The 22,787-nt window shown below is 63.1% G+C and carries 22 protein-coding genes, 1 tRNA gene and 1 pseudogene; 19 read left to right on the forward strand and 5 right to left on the reverse strand.

Annotated features, from left to right (window positions below; translation table 11 throughout):
- Positions 1-78: 78 nt before the first annotated feature.
- From ACVCMJ_RS01420 to ACVCMJ_RS01460, 9 genes are all read left to right on the forward strand, one after another.
- Complete coding sequence (locus tag ACVCMJ_RS01420) at positions 79-1,044, forward strand: RluA family pseudouridine synthase (RefSeq protein ID WP_447079693.1); 966 nt, start codon at positions 79-81, stop codon at positions 1,042-1,044.
- The gene (gene pgeF / locus ACVCMJ_RS01425) at positions 1,041-1,811 is read left to right on the forward strand and encodes a peptidoglycan editing factor PgeF (RefSeq protein WP_447079694.1); all 771 of its coding nucleotides are present in this window, start codon (positions 1,041-1,043) and stop codon (positions 1,809-1,811) included. The genes ACVCMJ_RS01420 and pgeF overlap by 4 nt, the downstream gene beginning before the upstream one ends.
- A gap of 157 nt (positions 1,812-1,968) precedes the next feature.
- Positions 1,969-3,561 (forward strand): class I poly(R)-hydroxyalkanoic acid synthase, encoded by a 1,593-nt coding sequence (gene phaC, locus ACVCMJ_RS01430; RefSeq protein ID WP_447082633.1) that lies wholly within the window; start codon positions 1,969-1,971, stop codon positions 3,559-3,561.
- Between the two features lie 12 nt (positions 3,562-3,573).
- On the forward strand, positions 3,574-4,311 hold the full coding sequence (phbB, locus tag ACVCMJ_RS01435) for an acetoacetyl-CoA reductase (RefSeq protein WP_447079695.1): 738 nt from the start codon (positions 3,574-3,576) through the stop codon (positions 4,309-4,311).
- 3 nt (positions 4,312-4,314) lie between these two features.
- Entirely contained in the window at positions 4,315-4,890 is a 576-nt protein-coding gene (phaR, locus tag ACVCMJ_RS01440) for a polyhydroxyalkanoate synthesis repressor PhaR (RefSeq protein ID WP_447082634.1), read from the forward strand.
- A gap of 210 nt (positions 4,891-5,100) precedes the next feature.
- On the forward strand, positions 5,101-5,637 hold the full coding sequence (locus ACVCMJ_RS01445; protein WP_447079696.1) for an iron transporter: 537 nt from the start codon (positions 5,101-5,103) through the stop codon (positions 5,635-5,637).
- 1 nt (position 5,638) lies between these two features.
- Complete coding sequence (locus ACVCMJ_RS01450; RefSeq protein ID WP_447079697.1) at positions 5,639-5,980, forward strand: cupredoxin domain-containing protein; 342 nt, start codon at positions 5,639-5,641, stop codon at positions 5,978-5,980.
- A 34-nt stretch (positions 5,981-6,014) separates the two neighbouring features.
- The gene (locus tag ACVCMJ_RS01455; RefSeq protein WP_447079698.1) at positions 6,015-6,872 is read left to right on the forward strand and encodes an FTR1 family iron permease; all 858 of its coding nucleotides are present in this window, start codon (positions 6,015-6,017) and stop codon (positions 6,870-6,872) included.
- A gap of 43 nt (positions 6,873-6,915) precedes the next feature.
- Entirely contained in the window at positions 6,916-8,334 is a 1,419-nt protein-coding gene (locus tag ACVCMJ_RS01460; RefSeq protein WP_447079699.1) for a 4Fe-4S binding protein, read from the forward strand.
- On the opposite strand, the gene ACVCMJ_RS01465 is transcribed toward ACVCMJ_RS01460, so the two are convergent.
- The gene (locus ACVCMJ_RS01465; RefSeq protein WP_447079700.1) at positions 8,324-9,712 is read right to left on the reverse strand and encodes a sensor histidine kinase; all 1,389 of its coding nucleotides are present in this window, start codon (positions 9,710-9,712) and stop codon (positions 8,324-8,326) included. The genes ACVCMJ_RS01460 and ACVCMJ_RS01465 overlap by 11 nt on opposite strands.
- Entirely contained in the window at positions 9,709-10,383 is a 675-nt protein-coding gene (locus tag ACVCMJ_RS01470; RefSeq protein WP_447079701.1) for a response regulator, read from the reverse strand. Before ACVCMJ_RS01470 ends, ACVCMJ_RS01465 begins: the two co-directional genes overlap by 4 nt.
- A 150-nt stretch (positions 10,384-10,533) precedes the next feature.
- On the opposite strand from ACVCMJ_RS01470, the gene ACVCMJ_RS01475 reads away from it, so the two are divergent.
- The 8 genes from ACVCMJ_RS01475 to asnB all read left to right on the forward strand — a co-directional run bounded on the left by ACVCMJ_RS01475 (position 10,534) and on the right by asnB (position 18,408).
- Positions 10,534-11,547 (forward strand): ABC transporter substrate-binding protein, encoded by a 1,014-nt coding sequence (locus ACVCMJ_RS01475; RefSeq protein ID WP_447079702.1) that lies wholly within the window; start codon positions 10,534-10,536, stop codon positions 11,545-11,547.
- 10 nt (positions 11,548-11,557) lie between these two features.
- Positions 11,558-12,349, forward strand: a complete 792-nt coding sequence (locus ACVCMJ_RS01480) for an ABC transporter ATP-binding protein (RefSeq protein ID WP_447079703.1) — start codon at positions 11,558-11,560, stop codon at positions 12,347-12,349.
- Positions 12,350-12,369: 20 nt separating this feature from the next.
- Positions 12,370-13,248 (forward strand): ABC transporter permease, encoded by an 879-nt coding sequence (locus ACVCMJ_RS01485; RefSeq protein WP_447082635.1) that lies wholly within the window; start codon positions 12,370-12,372, stop codon positions 13,246-13,248.
- Positions 13,249-13,433: 185 nt separating this feature from the next.
- Positions 13,434-13,991 (forward strand): sterol desaturase family protein, encoded by a 558-nt coding sequence (locus tag ACVCMJ_RS01490; protein WP_447079704.1) that lies wholly within the window; start codon positions 13,434-13,436, stop codon positions 13,989-13,991.
- Between the two features lie 164 nt (positions 13,992-14,155).
- Entirely contained in the window at positions 14,156-14,974 is an 819-nt protein-coding gene (locus tag ACVCMJ_RS01495; RefSeq protein WP_447079705.1) for a basic amino acid ABC transporter substrate-binding protein, read from the forward strand.
- Positions 14,975-15,095: 121 nt separating this feature from the next.
- Positions 15,096-15,764, forward strand: coding sequence for an amino acid ABC transporter permease (locus ACVCMJ_RS01500; protein WP_447079706.1), 669 nt, complete (start codon positions 15,096-15,098; stop codon positions 15,762-15,764).
- Entirely contained in the window at positions 15,751-16,473 is a 723-nt protein-coding gene (locus tag ACVCMJ_RS01505) for an amino acid ABC transporter ATP-binding protein (RefSeq protein ID WP_447079707.1), read from the forward strand. Before ACVCMJ_RS01500 ends, ACVCMJ_RS01505 begins: the two co-directional genes overlap by 14 nt.
- Positions 16,474-16,518: 45 nt before the next feature.
- Positions 16,519-18,408: an asparagine synthase (glutamine-hydrolyzing) gene (asnB, locus tag ACVCMJ_RS01510; protein WP_447079708.1), complete on the forward strand. Its 1,890-nt coding sequence runs from the start codon at positions 16,519-16,521 to the stop codon at positions 18,406-18,408.
- A 35-nt stretch (positions 18,409-18,443) separates the two neighbouring features.
- Here asnB and ACVCMJ_RS01515 read toward each other — a convergent pair whose 3' ends face one another.
- The 3 genes from ACVCMJ_RS01515 to ACVCMJ_RS01525 all read right to left on the reverse strand — a co-directional run bounded on the left by ACVCMJ_RS01515 (position 18,444) and on the right by ACVCMJ_RS01525 (position 20,432).
- Positions 18,444-19,073 (reverse strand): PRC-barrel domain-containing protein, encoded by a 630-nt coding sequence (locus tag ACVCMJ_RS01515; RefSeq protein ID WP_447079709.1) that lies wholly within the window; start codon positions 19,071-19,073, stop codon positions 18,444-18,446.
- A gap of 739 nt (positions 19,074-19,812) precedes the next feature.
- Positions 19,813-20,250 (reverse strand): hypothetical protein, encoded by a 438-nt coding sequence (locus ACVCMJ_RS01520; protein WP_447079710.1) that lies wholly within the window; start codon positions 20,248-20,250, stop codon positions 19,813-19,815.
- 105 nt (positions 20,251-20,355) lie between these two features.
- Positions 20,356-20,432, reverse strand: a tRNA-Met gene (locus tag ACVCMJ_RS01525).
- A gap of 67 nt (positions 20,433-20,499) precedes the next feature.
- On the opposite strand from ACVCMJ_RS01525, the pseudogene scpB reads away from it, so the two are divergent.
- Positions 20,500-21,036: pseudogene (gene scpB / locus ACVCMJ_RS01530) on the forward strand (SMC-Scp complex subunit ScpB); the annotation flags it as partial.
- Between the two features lie 91 nt (positions 21,037-21,127).
- Positions 21,128-22,687 carry a 23S rRNA pseudouridine(2605) synthase RluB gene (rluB, locus tag ACVCMJ_RS01535; RefSeq protein ID WP_447079711.1) on the forward strand — a complete coding sequence of 520 codons (1,560 nt, stop codon included), beginning with the start codon at positions 21,128-21,130 and terminating at the stop codon, positions 22,685-22,687.
- The last annotated feature ends 100 nt before the right edge of the window (positions 22,688-22,787 follow it).

The following is a 22,787-nucleotide window of genomic DNA, read 5'->3' on the forward strand; positions in this document are numbered from 1 at the left end:
CAAACGGATACGTGCACGGCCACGGAACGTCCTTGATCAAGGTGTTAGCATTGTCGGCAGATTATATGATTAGTCGCCATGCCTGACACGGACATCGCCAGCCCGGACAGAGAGTCCAGCGCCCCGGATTGCTTCGATCTGCCACTGACCACCCTGCCGGACCGGCTGGACAAGGTATTGGCGAGGCTCATGCCGCAGCATTCCCGCAGCCGCCTGCAGGCATGGATAGAGGGCGGCCACGTGCTGGTTGACGGGCAGGCCGGCCGCATCCGTACGCGCGTCGGGCCGGGGGCCCACATCCTGGTCTGGCCGCAGCAGGCGCCGGAAGATCTGGCGTTCGTGCCGGAGCCTGTGGAATTCGAGGTCGTTGCCGATTCCCCGCTATGGATCGTCGTGAACAAGCCTGCTGGGCTGGTGACGCATCCGGGCGCGGGCAACTGGCATGGCACCTTGCTCAATGGCCTGCTGTACCGCTATCCCGAACTGAGCCGCGTAGCACGCGCCGGCATCGTGCACCGCCTGGACAAGGACACCTCGGGGCTGCTGGTGGTTGCCCGTACCGAGACGGCACAGACCCATCTGGTGCGGCAATTGCAGGCCCGTACGGTGAAGCGCGAGTATCGGGCCCTGGTTCAAGGAGCGTTGGCCGGTGAGGGCACGGTGGACGCCTCTATCGGGCGGGACGCCCGTGTCCCGGTGCGCATGAGCGCCGATCGCCCCATCGCTCCGAAACAAGCGATCACGCATTACCGGGTGCTGGCTTCGGGCCGCGCGGAAAACCTGGTGGTCACTGAAGTCGCCTGCCACCTGGAGACGGGGCGCACGCACCAGATTCGCGTCCACATGGCCTTGCTGCACCATCCGCTGCTGGGCGACGGCCTGTACGGTGGTCGCGCTATCCTGGGGGCACAGCGCCAGATGCTGCACGCCCGTGCCTTGAGCTTCCAGGACCCCGGCGACGGCCAATGGCAGCATTTCGAGACGGAACTCGCCGCCGACTTTGAACAGGTCCGGGAACGGATCGACTGGGGGGACGCCTCATGACGGTGATTTCTCTGCAATCGGATGTCCGTGGCGTGACGGGAGAACCCTGGACGGGGGTGCGGTATTTCTGTACCTGGCGGATAGGCGGCGCAAGCCTCGCCCCATGGGACAGTCTGAATCTGGGGACGCACGTCCAGGATTTGCCTGAGGCGGTTCGGGCCAACCGGGCGCGCTTGCGGCAGTCGCTGCCCGCGGAGCCTCTGTGGCTCGAGCAGGTGCATGGGACGCAGGTCTGCGACGCGGATGGAGGGGACATCGGGCACATGGGGAACCCGCCTCGCGCGGATGCGGCGGTCACCACCGAAAAGGGCCGCCCGCTGGCCATCATGACGGCCGACTGCTTGCCAGTCGTTCTGGCGGATCAGGCGGGGCGTGTGTTGGGGGTGGCTCACGCAGGCTGGCGGGGATTGGCGGCGGGAGTCCTCGAAAATACGTTGTCGGCCATGCGGGCGCGCTGTCCGGATGCCCGTTCGTGGCGTGCCTGGGTGGGCCCTGCAATTGGTCAGCCGGCCTTCGAGGTCGGCGAAGAAGTCCGGGAAGCCTTCGTGAGCGCCGACCCGGAAGCTGCTTGCTGCTTCGTGCGCTGGGCCGACAGTGGACGCTGGCACGCCGATCTCGCCGGGCTTGCGCGACTTCGCCTGTCCCATGCGGGGGTGGCGCGCGCGCAGCTGAGCGGGGAATGCACGCATCGGAATGCCGACCGGTATTTTTCCTATCGCCGCGACGCCCGCACGGGCCGGCAGGCGACGCTCGCGTGGCTGGTATAAAGTATAAGTATGCGTAGCCACATGGCGGCTCTCGGGCTAGCAACTTTGCCCGATTGACGCCATTTGCCAGAATGACAAAATGAATAACGAATGAGGGGTCGGCTCAAGCCGATCCAAAGGGGGCGGTGTGAGTGATCGGAATCCTTCCCAGCGGCTGATGCCTGCCGGCATCGCTCCCGATTTGCTGGCCTCCATTCAATCCGATTTCGTTTGCGGCTGGCAGTCGCTCGTGGATCAGGCGCGGCGCGGTGACCTGCCGGTCCCGGAGGACCGCCGGTTTGCCTCCGAGGCCTGGCTCGCGCATCCACAGTCCCTGTTCGCCGCGCATGCTTATCTGCTGATGGCGCGCACCATGCGCCGCTTGGCGGATGCGGCCGACGTCGGGGAGGCGGCCCGCGCCCGGCTGCAGTTTTCGGTGATGCAGTGGGTGGAGGCCTGCGCGCCGTCCAATTTCCTCGCGTCCAATCCGCAGGCCATGCAGGCGCTGCTGCGAACGGGCGGTGATTCGCTGCAACAGGGGTTTGGCAACCTGCTTCGTGATCTGCAGCGTGGCCGCATGACGCAGACCGATGAATCGGCGTTCGAGCCAGGCCGCAATCTGGCGATCACGCCGGGCGCGGTGGTCTACGAAAACACGCTCATGCAGGTGATCCAGTATCAGCCGCAGACGCCACAGGTCCACGCGAAGCCGCTGCTGATGGTGCCGCCCTGCATCAACAAGTATTACGTATTGGACCTGCAGCCGGCCAACTCGCTGGTTCTACACGCGGTGCTGGCGGGCTTCCAGGTGTTCATGATCTCCTGGCGCAATCCACGCGCGGGCGATGCCGACGGGATCGATCGCAAGACCTGGGACGACTATGTCGAAGACGGTGTGCTGCAGGCCATTCGCGTGGTGCGGGATCTGACTCGAGCGCCACAAATCAACGCGTTGGGGTTTTGCGTCGGCGGCACGTTGCTGGCCAGCGCGCTGGCGGTTGCGCGCGCCCGCGGCGAGGATCCGGTCGCGGCCCTGACGCTGCTCACCACGTTCCTGGATTTCCAGGACACCGGGGTGCTCGGCGTTTTTGTGGATGAAATGCATGCGCGGGCGCGCGAGCAGCAGCTTGGCGCGGGCGGTCTCATGACGGCGCGTGAGCTGTCCACGACCTTCTCGTTCCTGCGGCCTTCCGAACTGGTCTGGAATTATGTGGATTCCCGCTACCTGATGGGCCAGCCGCCGCGCGCCTTCGATTTGTTGGCCTGGAATGCGGACGGCACGAATCTGCCGGGCCCGTTCTTCGTCTGGTATTTTCGCAACACCTACCTGGAAAACCGCCTGAAATCGGGCTTGCTGCCCGTCTGCGGCAGCGTGGTGGACTTGCATACGCTGGACATGCCCACTTATTTGTACGCATCGCGTGACGATCACATCGTGCCCTGGACGTCGGCCTATGCCTCCACTTTGTTGCTGGGCGGGCCGCTGCGCTTCGTGCTGGGTGAATCCGGCCACATTGCCGGGGTCATCAACCCTCCCGAACGCGGTCGGCGAGGTTACTGGGTCGCGGCGGATGCGGATGAACTCCCCAGCGATCCGCAGGTGTGGCTGGCGGGCAGTTCCCATCAAGCCGGAAGCTGGTGGCCCGATTGGCTTGCCTGGCTGGCCGATCGCTCCGGGCCGTTGCGGCGGGCGCGACGCACGTTGGGCAATCGAAAATATCCTGTCGTGGAGCCCGCTCCGGGGCACTATGTCACGATGAAAGCGGACTGAAAGGAGAAGTCTATGAGCGGAAAACTGGCATATGTCACGGGCGGCATGGGAGGGATCGGCACTTCGATCTGCCAGCGCCTGTCCAAGGAAGGTTTCACGGTCGTTGCGGGCTGCGGTCCCAGCCGCGACCACATCAAGTGGCTGGAACAGCAGGCTGCACTGGGCTACGCGTTCAACGCTTCAGTGGGCAACGTCGCGAACTGGGACTCCACGGTCGATGCCTTCGTCAAAGTCAAGAACCAGTTCGGGCCCATCGACGTGCTGGTCAACAACGCCGGCATCACGCGCGATGGAACCTTCCGCAAGATGTCCCGGGAAGACTGGCGTTCGGTGATCGATACCAACCTGAACAGCCTGTTCAACGTCACCAAGCAGGTGATCGATGACATGGTGGAGCGCCAGTGGGGGCGCATCATCAACATCAGTTCCGTGAACGGGCAGAAGGGCCAATTCGGGCAGACCAATTATTCCACCGCGAAGGCCGGCATCCACGGCTTCACCATGGCGCTGGCCCAGGAAGTCGCGAGCAAGGGAGTGACTGTGAATACGGTATCGCCGGGTTATATCGGAACGGAAATGGTCCGCTCCATCCGGCCCGATGTCCTGGAAAAGATCGTTGCCACCATTCCGGTGAAACGCCTGGGCACCCCCGAGGAAATCGGCTCCATCGTCGCCTGGCTGGCCTCGGACGACGCGGGTTTTGCAACGGGCGCGGATTTCTCGCTCAACGGCGGCTTGCACATGGGTTGAATGATGACGCGGCAGACTACACCTACACAACAGACTCGGCGACTGATCAAGAAATATCCCAACCGGCGGCTTTATGACACGCAGTCCAGCGCCTACATCACGCTGGCGGACATCAAGCGGCTGGTGCTCGATAACGCGGACTTTCAGGTCCTCGACGCCAAAAGCGGAGAAGACCTGACGCGCAGCATTCTGCTCCAGATCATTCTCGAAGAAGAAACCGGTGGGGTACCCATGTTCTCGGCCAATGCGCTGGCGCAGATCATCCGGTTCTACGGCCACGCCATGCAGGGCGTGATGGGCACCTTCCTTGAAAAGAACATTCAGGTGTTGATGGACATCCAGGACCGCATGAGCGAGCAATCGCAGGGCCTGTACAAGCAGCATTTCGGGCCCGAGGCATGGGCGCAACTCATGAACGTGCAGACTCCGGCGCTGCAGAACATGATGAACAGCTACATCGAGCAAAGCCGCAACCTATTCGTGCAGATGCAGGACCAGATGCAGGATCAGACCCGCACCATGTTCGCCGGATTTCCCTTTTCAGGGCAGGCCACCGAAAGCGCCAAACCGAAAAAGTGAGGGAAGCCCGTCCGCTAGACGGACGGCTAGGGTGCATGCATGCACGGTGTGGGGGTCTCGACACCAGGCTTGCCAATGATCGTGACGGATCGACCGAGGCGGGACGAGCGGGGAGGCTACGGCTTCTCCGCTCGCGTTGGTCTCGCGGGGTGGAGTCGAGTGGGTGTATAGTAACGCGAATCATTCTTCTTACTGATCTGGAGATCGTTCATGATTCGCCCGCTGCTCGTTGCGCTTGCTGGTGTCGGCTTGGCCTCGTCCGCCTTCGCGGCGGAGTATCCCATTGGCCAGCCGCAGGATATTCACGGGCTGGAAGTGGCAGCCGTGTATCTGCAGCCGATCGAGATGGAACCGGCCGGCATGATGCCTGCAGCCAAGGACAGCGACATCCACCTCGAAGCCGATATCCATGCGACGGCCGACAACAAGAACGGCCTGCCCGAAGGGGCGTGGGCGCCTTACCTGAATATCCAGTATGCCTTGCAGAAGAAGGGCGGCGGCAAGGTCCTGAAGGGTGATCTCATGCCCATGGTGGCCAACGATGGGCCGCACTACGGCGACAACGTCAAGCTCGAAGGTCCGGGCAAATACGAGGTCACGTTCACGATCGGTTCTCCCGAAACGGCGCCGAACAACCATTTCGGCCGTCATGTGGACAAGGAAACGGGAGTGGCTCCATGGTTCAAGCCGTTCGAGGTGAAATACGAATTCGTCTATGCCGGCACCGGCAAGAAGGGCGGGTACTGAGATGCGCGGCTGGCTGAGTGTGATATTCCTGCTTCTGGCGGCCGGGCTGGCGCCGTGGTCCGCGGCCCATGCGGATACGCCGACCTACACGCTGACCTTCAAGGCGGACGGTACGTTCGACCCGGCGCGCCTGGAGGTTCCCGCCGGGCGCTTCAAGATCGTGCTGGTCAACGAAAGCACGGAGGCTGTGGAGTTCGAGAGCCTGCCTCTACGCAAGGAAAAAGTGTTGGGCCCGGGGGTGACCTCGTTCGTGGTGCTGTCCCTGTCGCGGCCGGGGGAATATCCGTTCTTCGATGATTTCCATCCACAGGTGAAGGGCACGCTGGTCGTGCTCCCCCGGTAATTCCAGGGCTTTTGGCCTTCTTGTCGAGTGTTTCATGGATCAAGTTGCCTTCATCGTCTGGCGTGAAAGTATCGAAGCCCTGCTGGTGGTGGGCATTCTGTATGCGTGGCTGCGCGCAACTCCAGACGGTCGTCGCGGGCTGCCGTGGCTGTGGGGCGGTATGGGCGCGGGCCTGCTGCTCGCCGGTGCGCTGGCACTGGTCCTGCTGGGGGTGGCCTCCTGGCTGAGCGATACAGGCCAGGAATGGTTCCAGACCCTGATGGCACTGGCGGCCTGCGCACTGGTGGTCCAGATGGTTGTCTGGATGCGCCGGCATGGCCGTGGGCTGAAGCGCGATCTGGAGGCGGGGGCGTCCGATCAGGTCCATCGGCAGCACTGGTGGGGGCTGCTGGTGCTGGTCATGATCGCCGTGGCCCGCGAAGGGAGTGAAACCGTCGTATTTCTGTACGGTACCGTGCTTTCTTCCAACGATGCGGGCAGCGTGGCGGCCATGATGCTGGCGGGGCTCGGTGGTTTTGCCGTGGCCCTGCTGACCTTCTGGCTGTTGCAGTTGGGCGGCCGCATCATCACCTGGCGGCGATTCTTTCGCATGACGGAAGTGCTGCTGCTCTTGTTGGCAAGTGCTCTGCTGGTGTCGGCTACCGATCGCCTGATTTCCCTGGGCGTGCTGCCCGCCTTGATGGACCCGGTCTGGGATAGCTCATGGTTGTTGGATACTGAGCAGGGTCCGGGCAAGATCCTGGCGGATTTCGCGGGTTATCGGGCGACTCCCGCGCTGTCCCAGTTGCTCCTCTGGCTGGCGTACTGGGGGGTCGTCCTCTGGCTGTTGCGCCGCTCGTCGGGTGCCGCGCCCGCGGTGTCCGCCGGCCGCGGTCGTGCGTCAGCGGCGTAATCCCTCCATTGGTATCGTCGCGGATTTCTGAATGATTGGAATCATGAGGGACGCCACTCCGTTTCGGACCCGCGTCGCGCGTGCAGGCGACTTTTTGCGGGACCATCAGCGCGCGATCCGGCGCATGCAGTGGGTCATCGTGGCGGTGTACGGTGCATTGCTGGTGATTCCCGCCGCGATGCCGCTGCCGGACCGCACCGCTTCGGTATTCAATAACCTCACCATCGTGGCGCAGTTCGCATTTTGGGGCGTCTGGTGGCCGTTCGTGCTTGTGTCGATTCCTTTGTTCGGTCGGGCCTGGTGCGGGCTGTTCTGCCCCGAAGGCGCGTTGACCGAATGGGCCAGCCGTCATGGGCGAGGCGGCGCCATTCCGCGCTGGATGCGCTGGGGCGGCTGGCCCTTCGTGGCCTTCAGCCTGACGACGGTTTACGGCCAGCTCGTCAGCGTCTATCAGTACCCATGGGCCGTGGCGGCGGTACTGGGCGGATCGACCGTGGCCGCGATGATCGTCGGCTGGCTGTACGGCAAGAACAAACGCGTCTGGTGCAAGTATCTGTGCCCGGTCAACGGTGTTTTCAATCTGCTTGCCAAATTGTCGCCGTGGTATTACCGCGTCGATGCCCAGGCCTGGCGCGCCCCCGTCCGGCGCACGGAATCCATCAACTGTGCGCCTCTGCTGCCGTTGCGCAACATGGAGGGCGCCGCCGAATGCCATATGTGCGGACGGTGCAGCGATTATCGCGGTGCGATAGCGCTCTCGCCGCGTTCACCCGAGGTCGAGATCATCCACGTCTCGGGCGGCAATGGCTGGCAGACGGCGCTCATCGTCTTTGGCCTGATGGGGCTTGCCGTGGGTGCGTTCCTGTGGAGCGCAAGTCCGTGGTATGTCACCATCAAGCAGACCATTGCCACCTGGCTCGTGGACCGCGACATCTACTGGCCGCTGGCTGACAACGCGCCGTGGTTCATCCTGACGCATTATCCGCAGGTGAATGACAGTTTCAGCTGGCTGGACGGGGCGGTGATCCTGATGTTCATCGCGGCGGCCGCAGTCCTCGTCGGCGGCTCAATCTTTATCGGGCTGTGGTTGGCGGACCGGGTGTTGCCAGCCCTGATGAGGCCGGGCGTGCGCGACGCCGGCGGCAGCCTGCTGCGCAGTCCCCTCGAGGGCGTGCACAAGCTGGCCCAGGGACTGATCCCGGCCGCTGGCGCCGGGGTGTTTCTGGGGCTGTCGGCCACTACGCTCACTCTGCTGCAGCACGAGGGCGTTTCCACCGGCTGGGCCAACCCGGTCCGGTTCAGCTTGCTCACGCTTGCGTTGGCCTGGAGTCTGCGGTTTCAGTGGCGGCTGGCGGGGCTGCGCACGCCCAGCGTGTGGCGTCGTTCGATGGCGGTGGCGTTTGTCGCGGCGGGGCTGGCGCCATTCGTCTGGAGCTGGGTGCTGTTTTTCGTCAGGTGGTAGCGTCGAAATCCACCTGGACCCGCAGCCCGGTTCCGTTGCGGGCGCTATGCAGCCTGACCTCGCCGCCGCAGGCGAGCGCGGCTTCGCGCACGATGGCCAGCCCCAGTCCGGTTCCACCGGGCACCTGGGTATTGCCGCGATTGAAGCGTTCGAACACGCGGCCGCGCAATTCCGGCGGGATTCCCGGTCCGGTGTCTTCCACCTCCAGCATCATGCCGTGCGCGTTTCGCCGTGTCAGAGAGACCGTTGCGGTCCCGCCCGGGGGCGTGTAGCGGATGGCGTTGTCCAGCAGGTTGAACAGCACGGCGCGTAGCGCCGGCCGATGAGCAAGCAGCGTCAGTCCGCGGTCCGAGGGGCCCATCCCCAGCTCCACATTGTGCCCCGCGGCCAGTGGCGCCAGCGATTCCATGACCTCGTGCACCAGCGGATCCAGGGCCACCGGCGTGCGCGCGCCGGGATTGGCTTTCATGTTCTCGGCCTGTGACAGGCTCAGCAACTGGTTCACCAGTTGGGTGATGTGCTTGCGGCTTTGGCTCAGTGCGGCCATGGCCCGTCGCAGCTCGGGGGTGTCCGCCAGGCCGGAGGCGTAATGCAATTGGGTGCTCAACAGCGCCATGGGAGTGCGCAACTGATGCGCCGCGTCTTCGATGAAGCGGCGCCGGGAGTCGATCTGCCGCTGCAGCCGCGCTGCGTACTGGTTGATGGTGTCCACCACCGGGCGTAGTTCCAGGGGCAGGTCATTCAGCCGGATCGGCTGCAGGTCGGCGTGCTCGCGGCTCCAGATGGCGTTGCGCAGCGCGGCCAGTGGCCGCAGTTCGTGATGCAGCCCAAGCAGCATCAGGATCATGACCAGGACCAGCATCCCACCTTCGCGCAGCGCGTTCGGCCACCAGCGCGACCGGGCATCGGCCGCCAGCTCCAGACCGGTCTGGCCCACCAGGATTTCCACATGGGACGAGCGCCCCGAATCGAACAGACTGCGCGTCGTGCCAAAGACGCGGATCTTCTGGTCGTGATAAGTCGCATCCTGGCCGGTCTGGGGCGCCGCCGGGGCTGGCGCGGCAACTTGCGCGGTGGCCAGATCGGGCCAACCCGCGAGTAGGCGGCCGTCTTCGGTCCGTACCGAGAAATACGCCTGGTCGTGGTAGGGCGAGGCCAGCAGTTCCAGCGCCACCGGCGGGATGGAGGCTTCGAGTTGGTGGTTGTCGTCCCACTGGATGTGGGTCGCGATGACCTCGGCCGACATCCAGAGCCGGTGATCCTGGCGTACCTGGGCATCGTGCAGGCTGTTCAGGTAGGTGAACCACATGCTGGACGACAACGCGATCGCCAGGGGCAGCAGCACCCACAGCGCCAGCCGGATGCGCAGGCTGTTCATGCCGGCTGGCGCCGGGTCAGCAGATAGCCCAGGCCGCGCAGCGTGACGATGGCCGCCTGGGACGCATGCAGCTTGCGGCGCAGCCGGTGCACGTAGATCTCGAGCGCGTCTTCGCTGGCCTCGGCGTCCAGCCCGAAGACGCTTTGCATCAGGCTGGCCTTGCTCAGCGTGTGCCCCTGATTCATCAGCAGCGCTTCCAGCAGGCTGTGTTCGCGCGGAGGCAAGGGCAACGGCTCGCCGGCCAGGACGAATCGCCGTGTGTTGGTGTCGTAGGTCAGATCGGCGCAAGTGATGGCCGGTGTCGCGCTGCCGCTGCGGCGCCGGATTAGGGCCTTGATGCGGGCGACGAGCTCGCGGATCTCGAAAGGCTTGACCATGTAGTCGTCAGCGCCGGTTTCCAAGCATTCCACTTTCATGTCAAGCGAGTCGCTGGCGGTAGTCACCATCACGGGCGTCTGGTCCTGGCGGCGGCGCAAGCGGCGCAGCACGCTTTGCCCGCTGGCGTGCGGCAGCTTCAGGTCCAGCAGCACGGCATCGTACTGGCCGCCGGCCAGCAGCATGTTGGCGGCTTCCGCGTCGTGAACGCAGTCCAGCGCGAAGCCCTCCTTTTGCAGGATGGTCGCCAGCCACCCGGACAGGTCCACGTTGTCTTCCACGAGCAGCAGTCTCATGCCCAGCACGTTAGCAAGCGGATGCAGCCTTCCGCAATTGCGGCGTTGCGGGGCTAGGGTTATTCCGTAGGATTTCGGGCACGCGGCGAAAGCCGGATGAAAGGCGGGCAACCCTAGCATGGAGCCGTCGCAGTGAACCAGGAGACTTTGATGAGAACGATTTCCCATGTTTTGAAGATGAGCGCTGTCGCTGCCGCATTGGCCGCATGTTCCCTGGGTACAGCCCAGGCCAAGGATGATCCGATCACCCTGATGGTGGGCGGGATCGGCAAGATCGTCTACCTGCCGGCCAAGCTGACGGAGAACCTCGGCTATTTCAAGGATGAGGGCCTGGATGTGAAGCTGCTGTCCGAACCCGCCGGCGTGAATGCTGAAAACGAAATGCTGGCTGGAGCGGTGCAGGGCGTGGTCGGGTTCTATGACCACTCGATCGACTTGCAGTCCAAGGGCAAGAATGTGGAATCCGTGGTGCAGTTTGCCCAGGTCCCGGGCGAAGTGGAAATTGTCTCGGCCAAGGCCTCTGAAACGATCAAGACCCCCGCCGATTTCAAGGGCAAGACGCTGGGGGTCACGGGGCTTGGATCCTCGACCGACTTCCTGACCCAGTACATGGCTTTCAAAGCGGGCTTGAAGCATGGCGACTACACCATCCTGCCGGTGGGAGGCGGCAATACCTTCATTGCATCGATCCAGAACAACCGCATCGACGCCGGCATGACGACCGATCCGGCGGCCACCCAGCTGGTGGCCAGCGGCCAGGGTAAAGTCCTGGTCGACATGCGCCATCCTGAGCCCACCGCGAAGGTGCTGGGAGGCCTGTATCCGGCCGCCAGCCTGTATATGCCGAACGCCTGGGTCGAGAGCCACCATGACGAAGTGCAGAAACTGGTCAATGCATTCGTGAAGACCATGAAGTACATGCATACGCACAGTGCGGAGCAGATCGCGGATCAGATGCCCAAGGACTACTACGGCGGCGACAAGGCTCTGTACGTGAAGGCGCTGGAGGCGTCCCTGCCATCCTTTACGGCCGATGGCCGCATGCCCAAGGGCGGGCCGGACATAGTGCTGCAGGTGCTGTCCACTTTCAAGCCGCAGGTCAAGGCCGCGCACATCGATTTGTCCAAGACCTATACCACGGCGTTCGTGGACGCGGCCAGATAGCAGGTGCACCATGGCAGACGATTCTTCAACGCCAGCCATCGAGCTGGATCACGTCAGTTGCCGCTTCATTTCGGCGGACGGCAAGGCGACGCTCGCCCTGCAGGATTTCAGCATGACGGTCGAGCGCGGCCAGTTCTGTGCAGTGGTCGGCCCCACAGGCTGCGGGAAATCCACGACCCTGAGTCTGATCACGGGGTTGTTGAAGCCCACGACCGGCCGTGTCCGGGTCATGGGGCAGCCGGTCGATGGGATCGACCCACGCATCGGCTTCGTGTTTCAGAACGACGCCATCTTCCCGTGGCGCAATGTCATCGACAACGTGTCGGCCGGGCCGCTGTTCCGGGGCCAGAAGCCGGCCCGTGCCCGCGAGATGGCCGGCGCCTGGCTGCATCGCGTGGGGCTGGGGGGTTTCGAGCAGCACTATTCGCATCAGCTCTCCGGCGGGATGCGCAAGCGTGTGTCGCTGGCGCAGACCTTCGTCAACAGTCCTGAAATCCTGCTCATGGACGAACCGTTCAGCGCGCTGGACATGCAGACCCGGACGGTGATGCAGGATGAACTGCTGCAGCTCTGGGCTGAAAGCGGCAGTTCCGTCGTGTTCGTCACGCACGACCTGGAGGAGGCCATCGCCCTCGCGGACAAAGTGATTGTCCTGACATCCCGTCCCGCCACGGTCAAGAAGATCTATGACATTGAACTGCCACGTCCCCGGGTCATGCCCGGCGTGCGCTACGAGGACAGGTTCATCACCTATGCGCGTTCGATCTGGGACGATCTGCGCGCTGAAGTGAAGATCGATTGAAGGAGAGGAACGTCATGGACATGCCGATTGATACTCACGATGCGGACAACCGCCTGCCCGACGATGTGCGGGAGTCCCTGCAGAAGGCCGAGGCCGTGGCGCAGCACCAGATGCGCAATCGCCAGCGTTTGGTGATCTTTTGGCGGTTCGCCATTCTGATCCTGATCCTGGCTGGCTGGGAGCTGGCGGCGACCCTGCACTGGATCGATCCGTTCTTCTATTCCAAGCCGTCGCTGATCGCCAAACAGATCTACGACTGGTGGGCCGATGGCACGTCGCAGGGCCCGTTGTGGCTGCAGCTTGCCGTCACGCTGGAAGAAACGCTGATCGGGTTCTTCATCGGCGGGATCGCCGGCATCATCTGCGGGATCCTTCTGGGACGCAACCAGTTCCTGGCCGACATCTTCAGCGTGTACATCAAGGTGGCCAACTCTATTCCGCGCGTCGTCCTCGGATCGGTTTTCGTGATTGCGCTGGGCCTGGGGATCGCGTCCAAGGTCGCGCTGGCCGTGGTCATGGTGTTCTTCGTGGTATTTGGCAATGCCTTCCAGGGCGTACGCGAAGCGGACCGCTACATGATCGCCAACGCTCAGATCCTGGGTGCCTCCAAGCGTCAGGTCACTACACAGGTAGTGATTCCTTCGGCCTTGAGCTGGATCCTTGCCAGCCTGCATGTCAGCTTTGGTTTCGCGCTGGTCGGGGCCGTGGTGGGCGAATTTCTGGGGGCACGCGTGGGTATTGGGCTGCTGATCGCCACGGCTCAGGGGGCGTTCAATGCCAGCGGCGTCTTCGCCGCCATGATCGTGCTGGGCATCATGGCGTTCCTCGCCGACTACATCCTGACGATAATCGAGGGCAGGCTGCTCAAATGGCGGCCGGCGCAGTTCGAGAACGGGTGACCCGGCGGCCGTCGCGTCCGGCGGATGCCGCGTTGCAGTAGGGTTTTTATCGTTTGATACAGCACCGGGGTCCAATATGGCTTTACCCGCGGGAGGCAATTGAATAAGCTCCCATTGTAGGTTCTGTCACGCGGCACGCCGTTGTTGTTCCGGGGGCGGCTGTGGCGCCTGGCGCTGGAGTTCACATGAAAAGAGCTTCACTCGAACAAAGCGCTTTGTCGTACTACGCTGACTTCGTACTTTATCCCGTGGCGCTCGCCGCGGGACTGATCGTGCTGCTGCGGCGCGCCCCGGCCATTACGTGGGCGATGCCGGTCGCCGCGGTCATCGGATTCTTCGCCTGGAGCCTGGTCGAATACGTTCTTCACCGCTTCGTGCTGCATGGTCCGCAGCCCTTCAAGCGATGGCACCAGGAACATCATGATCGCCCGATGGCGCTCATCGGCGCGCCCACGCTGGGCAGCATGGCCCTGTTCGTGCTGATCGCCTATCTCCCGCTATCCGGGGTGTTGGGCGGCTGGATCGCGCTGGCTGCTACGCTGGGACTGGCGGTGGGCTATTTTTCCTATCTGGTCGTGCACCATGGCGTCCATCACTGGAGGGCTCGACCCGGCACCTGGTTCGCCGCCCGCAAGCGTGAACATGCCATCCACCACATGCCCGGCATCGAAGGTTCGTACGGCGTCACGACACCGTTCTGGGACAAGGTCTTCTCGACGCAGCACCACGAGCGGCCGCGATGAGGACTCCCGGGTGACAGGTTCGCTCATGCTTGACGTGACTCGTATTCACCTCCCTGTCAGCTTCTTTACATTACGCTAACGCCGATGGCGCGACGCTTACCGGTGCCGCGCCCATGAATTGTTCCGTACCCACAGGTCATTCGATTCATCCAAAGGAGTTCACCATGAAAGGGAAATCTTTCGTTGCGTTCGCGTTGCCGCTGGCCATGAGCTTGGCGTTTGCCGCTTACGCCCCCGTATCGGCCGCGGCTGGCACACCGAAAACGGCCATCGTCGTCGGTGCTGACACCACGTTCCCCCCGTTCGAGACAGAAAAGGACGGCAAAGTCACGGGTTTCGATATCGACCTGATTCGTGAGATCGCGAAGGCCGAAGGCCTGACCACCAGTATCAAGACCATGCCGTTCAACGGCCTGATCCCCAGTCTGCAGGCTGGCTCGATCGACGCGGCCGTGGCGGGCATCACCATCAAGACCAGCCGCATGCAAAACGTGGACTTCAGCAATGCCTATTACAAGTCCGGCCTGTCGGTGCTGGTGAAGGCGGATTCGAAGATCAACAGCTTTGCCGACCTGAAAGGCCATGTGGTAGCGACCAAGAAAGCCACCTCTTCGGTGGACTACATGACCGGCCATGGCATCGATCTGGGGCATGTCAAGCAGTTCCAGAACATCGACAGCGCCTATCAGGCGTTGATGACGGGTGGGGCAGACGCCGTGGTGTTCGACAATCCGGTCAATGTGAATTTCAAGACCAGCCATGCGAATGATGTGAAGGTGGTCGGTGATCTGTTGACCGGCGAATACTACGGAATCGCCGTTTCCAAGAAGGAACCCTGGCTGGTCCAGAAAATCAATGCGGGTCTGGACAAGGTCAAGAAGAACGGTGAATACAAAAAGCTGTTCGAAAAGTACTTCGGCGGCGACGTGAGCGGTGCCGTCGAAGGAGTGGTCAGCCCGTCGTCAGTGGCCGTCAAGGGCTGAGTGGCCGACTTGTCTGCGTAGGGTCTAGCCCGATGCACAGGGCCGCGCGTTGCGTCTTGCGCAGCGTGCGGCCCGTCTTTTGCGGCTGAGGCGCGGGCGCGCCATACACCGGGATCTTTACATGAATGTCATTTGGCAAAATCTGCCCTACATATTGGATGGTCTGCGGCTGACCGTCCAGTATTCGATCGTGGCGATCCTTCTCATGCTGGTGATCGGGCTGGTGGCCGCGCTCATGCGGCTGTCGAAAGTCCGCGTTCTGCGGGCCATCGCGACCGGCTATGTGGAAATCTTCCGCTCCACGCCGTTGCTGGTCCAGCTGTTCTTCATCGTGCTGGGGTTGCCGGCCATCCTTCCCGTTAATGAATGGTTCGGACAGCTTTTCTATCCCATCATGGCGGCGGCGCTGACGCTGAGCCTGAACGAAGGCGCCTACGTCACGGAAATCATCCGTGCGGGGATTCTGGGCGTGGATCGCGGTCAGAAGGAGGCGGCTGCCAGCATCGCCATGACCGGCTTCCAGACGATGCGCTACATTGTGCTGCCGCAGGCGTTCAAACGCATGATTCCGCCGCTGGTCAACCAGGCCGCGCAGACCATCAAGGATACATCCCTGCTCGCGCCGGTCGGGATTATCGAGCTCGTCTACCAAGGCGAGGTGGTGATTGCGCAGACCTTTGCGTCATTCAAGATCTGGGGGCTCATCGCAGTTCTGTATTTCGTCATCATTTTTGCCGTTTCGAAGTTTGCGTCCTATCTCGAACGGAGGCTCCAAGTTGATAAGCGTTAAGAATCTGCACAAGTCCTTTGGCTCGAACGAGATCCTCAAGGGCATCGACAACCACGTCGAGGAACGTGAAGTCGTCGTGGTGATCGGCCCGTCGGGGAGCGGGAAGAGCACTTTCCTGCGCTGTCTGAACGGCCTGGAAACTGTGACGAGCGGGGAGATCATCATCGACGGCACCCGTCTGACGGACCCCGCCACGAACATCTACAAGCTGCGCGAGCACATCGGCATGGTGTTCCAGCAGTTCAATCTGTTCAGGCATCTGACCATTCTCGAGAACATCACCATCGGGCCGCGCAAGGTCAAGAAGGTTTCCCTGGAGGAAGCCAACCGGACGGCGCGCGAGCTTCTGGCGAAGGTCGGTCTGCCGGACAAGGAAGCCAGCTACCCGGATGAGCTCTCGGGCGGCCAGCAGCAGCGGGTTGCGATCGCGCGCGCGCTGGCCATGAAACCCAATATCATGCTGTTCGACGAACCGACATCCGCGCTGGATCCGGAGATGGTGGGCGAGGTTCTTCAGGTCATGAAGACCTTGGCCGTCGAGGGCATGACCATGGTGGTGGTGACTCACGAAATGGGCTTCGCGCGCGAAGTCGGCCACCGCGTGCTGTTCATGGACGCCGGTTATATCGTCGAAGAGGGCAAGCCCCAGGATCTGTTCAGCAACCCGCGCATGGAGCGCACCCGCGACTTCCTGAGCAAGGTGCTCTGATCCATCGCCGATAGTAAGATAGGCTTTTTCCCGAAAGGCGTTCTCATGTGCGGTTTTTCCGGCTATCTGCGGATCAGCGGTCAAGCGGCGGCTGACCGGGTAGCGGTCCTGCAAGCCATGGGGCAGGCGCTGTCGCATCGTGGCCCGGACGACCAGGGGTACTGGCTGGATGCCGGGGCCGATTTCGGCGTCACGCATCAGCGCCTGTCGATTGCAGACCTGTCGCAGGCGGGACATCAGCCGATGGCGTCGCACGACGACCGATATGTGCTCGCCTTCAACGGCGAAATCTATAATTTCCCTGCGTTGCGGGCCGCCCTTGAACAGGACGCGTCAGGCATGGTGTGGCGCGGACACTCGGATACCGAGATTCTGCTCGAAGCGCTCGCGCGGTGGGGTCTCACGCGAACACTGGAAGCTGCCACCGGCATGTTCGCCTTTGCGCTCTGGGATCGGCAGGCGCGCACGCTGACGCTGGCGCGTGATCGGATGGGCGAAAAGCCTCTGTACTGGGGGTGGCAGGGCGACACGTTGCTCTTCGGGTCGGAGCTGTCGGCACTGGAAGCCCACCCCGCGTGCTTGCGCCACGTCGATCGTGGCGCCTTGGCGCTACTGCTGCGTTACAACTATATCCCGGAGCCCCATAGCATCTACCGAGGCATCCACAAGCTGCCCGCCGGGCATTTCGTGATCCTCAGGCCGGATGGCCGGGAGCCCGCGCCGGAGCCGTATTGGGATTACAGGGCGGTGGTCGAAGCGGGGCTCGCAAGTCCGTTTGCCGGCACGGAGTCCGCCGCCATTGACAGGCTGGAGTCGCTGCTGACGGAAAGCGTGGCGGGGCAGATGGTGTCGGATGTGCCCCTGGGCGCGTTTCTGAGCGGCGGCCTGGACAGCAGCACTATCGTGGCGCTGATGCAGAAGCTGTCTTCCCAGCGGGTGCACACCTACGCCATCGGTTTTGAAAACAAGGCTTTCGACGAAGCGACGCACGCGCGCGCCGTGGCGGCGCATCTGGGTACAGACCACACGGAACTCTATGTCAGCGACCACGATACCTTGGCCGTGGTTCCCGAACTGGCCCGGATCTACTGCGAACCTTTTGCGGACAGCTCCCAGATTCCCACGTATCTGGTCAGCCGCATGGCGCGGCGCGGGGTCACCGTGGCCCTGAGCGGCGATGGTGCGGACGAATTGTTTGGCGGCTATACCCATCACCAGTATTTGCCCAAGCTGTGGAGTCTGCTGGCACCGGTCCCGCGACGCCTGCGTGGCGGGGCGGGGCGCCTGCTCTCGCCGTTGCCGCTTCCGCGGCGCGTGGCAAAGTTGCTCGGTGTGCTGGACGTCCGCAGCCGCGAGGAACTCTACTGGCGAACGCGCAGTTTCTGGTCCGGTCCCTCAGCGGCAGTGAAGGGCGCCGAGGAGCCGGATTCCCTGCTGCGCAGCCAGTGTCGCGATCCGTCCGATTGGCGGTTCGTGCGGTCTTTCGCCGCCTGGATCATGGCTATGGAAGCGCTGGAGTACATGCCCGGGGATGTGCTGGCGAAGGTGGACCGTGCCGCGATGGCCAATAGCCTGGAGACGCGGGCGCCGTTCCTGGATCATCACGTGGTCGAGTTCGCGTCCAGTCTGCCGCTGTCACTGAAGCTCAGGAATGGCCAGGGCAAGTGGCTGCTGCGCCAGCTCCTGTATCGGCATGTGCCGCAGGCATTGGTGGATCGCCCGAAGAAAGGCTTCTCCGTGCCCCTGGGGGCGTGGCTTCGCGGGCCCTTGCGGGAATGGGCGGAGGACTTGCTGGCGGAACCGCGGCTACGGGCGGACGGTTATTTCGATGCCGCTGCTGTGCGCCGCGTCTGGAGCGATCATCTCCAGGGCAAAAGCGATCAGGCATTGAAACTCTGGAGCGTACTCATGTTCCAGGCCTGGCAGGCGCGCTGACGCCCGCCAAGTCGGCCTTCACGCATTGGCAGAGATCAGGAGCCCGCGGGCGCCGGGGCGGGCGCGGGTGCCGGAGCGGGAGCCATTCCTCCGCTGGGCTGGCTTTGCTGAGCCTGCATCTTTTCCTGCGCTTGCTTTTCCTGCGCTTTTTTCTCCTCCGTCGACTTGAATGGCGGTGCCTTTTCGAGGGCCTCCTTGCTCATGTCGACCACGGCGACATGGGTTTCAGGGTTGATTTGTTCGACCTTGCTCCATGGGATGCCGACATCCTTCTGCCCCAGCCCCAGGAATCCGCCAACCCCCACGACCACGCCAGCCAGCTTGTGGTCCTTGTCCAATATCAAATCCGTGACCTTGCCGATGGTTTTTGCGTCCTTGCCCGGCCCGTTGTGAATGGACATGCCCATAATCGAAGAGGCGAGCGTTTGTGAGGATTGCTGTTCGGTGATGAATGGAGCGCCAACGGATGGGCCGCTGTCGCTGGGGGCGGCGTTGGCCGTAGGTTGGGGGGCGGCCGGCTGTGGGGTGCTTTGCGGGGCTTCGCCGCCTGGAGGCGTGCTCTGGCTGAACGCTGTGGCGGAGGCGCCCAACCCGCCCATTCCGAGGGCAACGGCTGCAAGGGCGGTGACAAACGCATGCCGGGAGGGATTTTTTTGGTGTTTCATATCCTGACTCCTTTAAAGATATCAACCAATACCACGTCTTCACCGTATCAAAATCGGAACTATATTTTGTAAGCCAATTAAAACCGTGAGTATGTTGTTTACTTCGAAAGAGAGAGGCGCCGGATGTCGAAGGTCGCCGAGTCCCCGCAAACGGGGACACTGCGGGCCGGGCGCGGGCCGGTGGTGAAAGCGAAGGTCGCTGCGGCGGGTGGCGTGATGTCTTTGTTAATGATTTATAGCGTGATGTAGCATTTACGCAGCGCCCGTCGGCCACGGCTGCAAACCGTGTCGTCTATTCTGACCAGTTCAAATGAATAAGCGGGTAGTGCACACGTGCTTCCGTTCGCGGCAGACGGCCTGCCGCTACCTTTCTCGAATTGGATCGGGCACGATCTTTGTAGTATTGTGGCGGCCACGGGGCACCTCCCGCTTTCGAGATTCTTTGAAGTATGCATAAATGGTGGTTGCGCACGGGCGGCATTGCGGCATCGGCGGCCCTGGTGGTTTTGCAGGGCTGCGCGGCGGTGACGGCGGGGCAGCTTGTCCAGGCTGGCTATGATGCGGCGAAGACGACTCTGACAAGTTCCGCGGGCGGGGCTGATGCGAAGGCCATCCGAGCCGATATCAATGCCATCAGTGTGGGCCAGGACGTCAAGCCCATTCTGGCCTCCATCGGTGTACCGCCGAAGGAAAAATCCGGCAATCTCCAGGGTTATGTCTGCTATCAATACGCCGGCATTTATTCGGCCACTGAAGACGCGGTGATTGTCGCAAAGGACGACAAGGTCGTGTTTTTCGGCAATTCGACTTGCCGATCCGAAATGCAGGCGGCGAATTTCGCCAGTGGCGGCAAGTACGCCCCTGGCGCGGCGGTGCCGCCCAGCAACCCGTCTGCCAGCAACCCGTCGGCGAGCAGCCCTTCCACCGAGAGCACGCCCGCGTCGCCCGCCAGTAGCGGTTCGACCGCGGGGAGTTCCAGTGCTGGCAATTCGAGCACTGGCAACTCCAGCGCCAGCAATTCCAACGCTGGCAGTTCGACCACTGATGGCCCGTCCAGCGCACCGGCCGGCGGCACTTCGGGCGGCAGTACGGCGAACGCGCCCACCAGCAGCGCCGGCGAGCAAGCGTCGCCTGCCGGGCAGGACGATTCACCTGCCGCCAGGTGACACGGATTCATGCTGGGGAGACGGTGGCCTGCCGAGTTTCGCGCCACAGTGGGCAAGCGTGCCAGCCGAAAAGCAGACGGGCCGGGACCTGTCGGTCGCCGACCCATCTCTGAATCTGGTTGCGGGGACAGGATTTGAACCTGTGACCTTCGGGTTATGAGCCCGACGAGCTGCCAGACTGCTCCACCCCGCGTCTGAAGAACGTAACTATAGCAAGTCTGCGAAAATAATGCAAGCAAAGTCCTGGAGTTCACGATAAAATGACGGAAACGGAAGTCCTTCGCGTTCTGGAAGCCGCCTTGCTGTGTGCGGATGCGCCGCTGCCGGTTGCCAGCTTGCGCAGCCTGTTCGGAGACACGGTTTCCGCCGATGATATCCGCCGCTATCTGGCCACGTTGCAGCTTGATTGGCAGGAGCGCGGGCTGGAGCTGGTTTCGCTGGCAGGTGGCTGGCGGTTCCAGAGCCGCCCGGACATGCAGCCTTACCTGGGGCGCCTGAACCCAGAAAAACCGCCTCGTTATTCTCGCGCCGTGCTGGAGACGCTTGCGATCATCGCGTGGCGCCAACCCGTGACGCGCGGTGACATCGAAGACATTCGCGGCGTCACCGTATCCACGCAGATCATCCGCACGCTGGAAGACCGTGGGTGGATTGAGACGTTGGGTTATCGTGACGCGCCGGGGCGACCGGCGCTGTTCGGAACCACCCGTCGCTTTCTGGACGACCTGAGCCTGCGTGCGCTCGACGAGTTGCCGGCACTGGATGCCGACGACGCCGGGCAGGCGATGGATTCCTTGTTGCCGGATACACCCGAAGACGCATCGCGGTCCAATGAGGCCGACGATTCATAGAACATAGAACACCCAAGTGTAGGAGTCACTGAGCCCCATGACCGCAGAACTGGAAACGTCACCACGAACCGAGGAGCCCTCAGGGGCCGATTCCCCTGCTGCGGAAAGTCGCGGCAACCGGTCCCGTGGCCGCAAGCTTCGTACGCCATTTCGTCGGCGGCGCGGGGAGGCGGCGGCTTCCGATGTGCCGGCCGATGAAGGCTCCAGAGTGGACGCGGGCTCGGCCGAGGAAGCCGATCAGGCCTTGTCTTATCTCCAGGACACACACCCGACGACGAAGCGGCTGGATCGCTATATGAATAGCGATGCGCTCACGCCGAAGTTGCATAAGGTTCTGGCCGATGCCGGCATAGGCTCGCGCCGCGACATGGAAGAATTGATCATTGCGGGGCGGGTCTCGGTCAACGGCGAGCCGGCGCACGTGGGTCAACGCGTGGGTCAGAACGACCAGGTCCGCGTCAATGGGCGGTTGATCTCGCGGCCCAAAATGGACCGGCTGCCCCGCGTCATTCTTTATCACAAGCCGGCGGGCGAGATCGTTAGCCACGACGATCCCGAAGGCCGCGCCAACGTTTTTGCGCGCCTGCCGCGTATTCGCAGCGGCAAGTGGTTATCGGTGGGGCGGCTGGACCTGAATACCGAAGGCCTGCTGATCCTGACGACTTCCGGTGAACTCGCCAACCGATTGTCTCATCCGCGATATGGTTCGGAGAGGGAATACGCGGTCCGGATCCTGGGTGAACTGGGCGATCAGAAGATGTCCGAACTCACCAGCGGCGTGGAGCTCGAGGACGGTCCGGCGCAATTCAATTCGCTCGATTACATTGGCGGGGAGGGCAGCAACCGCTGGTACCGCGTGACGCTCAGCGAGGGCCGCAACCGCGAGGTCCGCCGCATGTTCCAGACGGCTGGCGTGACGGTCAGCCGCCTGATCCGCACGCGCTTTGGTGATGTGGTGCTGCCGTCCAATCTGCGCCGCGGCCGCTGGGACGAACTGCCGCCGGACCTGGTGGGGGCGTTGATGGTCCAGTTGGGCCTGATCCGTTCATCTGATGACGAGGCCGACGAGCAGGTCGAGCGCCAGCCGCTTTCCTATGCCAGCGCCCTGCCGCCGGGATTCGGGACGCCGGGCCGCAACGGCCAGAACGGCGCTCGGCCCAATCGCCGGGGACGTGCCTCGGCCGGCCGCCCGGGGCGTATCGACCCCTTTACGACCGGTCTGCTGATCAGCGGCGGGCTGGCCAACGGGCATCCTGATGCGGGCAAGCAACAAAAGTCGGAGACCCATCGCAAGGCGGGCCGGCCGCCGCGCCGGGGTAAGCCGAACCGCGAGGATCCCGCTGCCCTCCAGGAAGCGGGCGGCAATGGGACTGCTCGCAAGCCCAATCGCGCGGGCGGGAAGCGTCCTGGCGGGGCGCCGCGACAGGGGCCAGCGACCTCCGCGGACGGCAAGCCGCCCCGGAGCCGTGCGCCCCGGAACGCCAAACCCGGCCGCCGCACCCCGCGGCAGGAGGGGCAAGGCTCGTCCGAGCATCAGCCCCGTGGGGCCCACGCGCATGAATCGCAGTTGGGCAGGGCCAAGCGTACGCGCCAATAGCTGGAAGAACGGCGATATGCTGTTATAATGCAAGGCTTTACGGCACAAAGGTGCCGTACTTTACCGGGGTGTCCACCGGGAAATCAGGGGCTGGCGGGAC

The organism is Castellaniella sp. UC4447_H14, from assembly GCF_052978285.1.

What these genes read in the sequence shown, in the direction of transcription:
- ACVCMJ_RS01480 (WP_447079703.1), top strand. Translation starts at nt 11,558, where the DNA reads ATGGCAGACGATTCTTCAACGCCAGCCATCGAGCTGGATCACGTCAGT.
- ACVCMJ_RS01450 (WP_447079697.1), top strand. Translation starts at nt 5,639, where the DNA reads ATGCGCGGCTGGCTGAGTGTGATATTCCTGCTTCTGGCGGCCGGGCTG.
- asnB (WP_447079708.1), top strand. Translation starts at nt 16,519, where the DNA reads ATGTGCGGTTTTTCCGGCTATCTGCGGATCAGCGGTCAAGCGGCGGCT.
- ACVCMJ_RS01420 (WP_447079693.1), top strand. Translation starts at nt 79, where the DNA reads ATGCCTGACACGGACATCGCCAGCCCGGACAGAGAGTCCAGCGCCCCG.
- ACVCMJ_RS01455 (WP_447079698.1), top strand. Translation starts at nt 6,015, where the DNA reads ATGGATCAAGTTGCCTTCATCGTCTGGCGTGAAAGTATCGAAGCCCTG.
- ACVCMJ_RS01445 (WP_447079696.1), top strand. Translation starts at nt 5,101, where the DNA reads ATGATTCGCCCGCTGCTCGTTGCGCTTGCTGGTGTCGGCTTGGCCTCG.
- ACVCMJ_RS01490 (WP_447079704.1), top strand. Translation starts at nt 13,434, where the DNA reads ATGAAAAGAGCTTCACTCGAACAAAGCGCTTTGTCGTACTACGCTGAC.
- pgeF (WP_447079694.1), top strand. Translation starts at nt 1,041, where the DNA reads ATGACGGTGATTTCTCTGCAATCGGATGTCCGTGGCGTGACGGGAGAA.
- ACVCMJ_RS01470 (WP_447079701.1), bottom strand. Translation starts at nt 10,383, where the DNA reads ATGAGACTGCTGCTCGTGGAAGACAACGTGGACCTGTCCGGGTGGCTG.
- phaC (WP_447082633.1), top strand. Translation starts at nt 1,969, where the DNA reads ATGCCTGCCGGCATCGCTCCCGATTTGCTGGCCTCCATTCAATCCGAT.
- rluB (WP_447079711.1), top strand. Translation starts at nt 21,128, where the DNA reads ATGACCGCAGAACTGGAAACGTCACCACGAACCGAGGAGCCCTCAGGG.
- phaR (WP_447082634.1), top strand. Translation starts at nt 4,315, where the DNA reads ATGACGCGGCAGACTACACCTACACAACAGACTCGGCGACTGATCAAG.
- ACVCMJ_RS01485 (WP_447082635.1), top strand. Translation starts at nt 12,370, where the DNA reads ATGCCGATTGATACTCACGATGCGGACAACCGCCTGCCCGACGATGTG.
- ACVCMJ_RS01475 (WP_447079702.1), top strand. Translation starts at nt 10,534, where the DNA reads ATGAGAACGATTTCCCATGTTTTGAAGATGAGCGCTGTCGCTGCCGCA.
- ACVCMJ_RS01495 (WP_447079705.1), top strand. Translation starts at nt 14,156, where the DNA reads ATGAAAGGGAAATCTTTCGTTGCGTTCGCGTTGCCGCTGGCCATGAGC.
- ACVCMJ_RS01520 (WP_447079710.1), bottom strand. Translation starts at nt 20,250, where the DNA reads ATGAATCCGTGTCACCTGGCGGCAGGTGAATCGTCCTGCCCGGCAGGC.
- ACVCMJ_RS01465 (WP_447079700.1), bottom strand. Translation starts at nt 9,712, where the DNA reads ATGAACAGCCTGCGCATCCGGCTGGCGCTGTGGGTGCTGCTGCCCCTG.
- ACVCMJ_RS01500 (WP_447079706.1), top strand. Translation starts at nt 15,096, where the DNA reads ATGAATGTCATTTGGCAAAATCTGCCCTACATATTGGATGGTCTGCGG.
- ACVCMJ_RS01460 (WP_447079699.1), top strand. Translation starts at nt 6,916, where the DNA reads ATGAGGGACGCCACTCCGTTTCGGACCCGCGTCGCGCGTGCAGGCGAC.
- phbB (WP_447079695.1), top strand. Translation starts at nt 3,574, where the DNA reads ATGAGCGGAAAACTGGCATATGTCACGGGCGGCATGGGAGGGATCGGC.
- ACVCMJ_RS01515 (WP_447079709.1), bottom strand. Translation starts at nt 19,073, where the DNA reads ATGAAACACCAAAAAAATCCCTCCCGGCATGCGTTTGTCACCGCCCTT.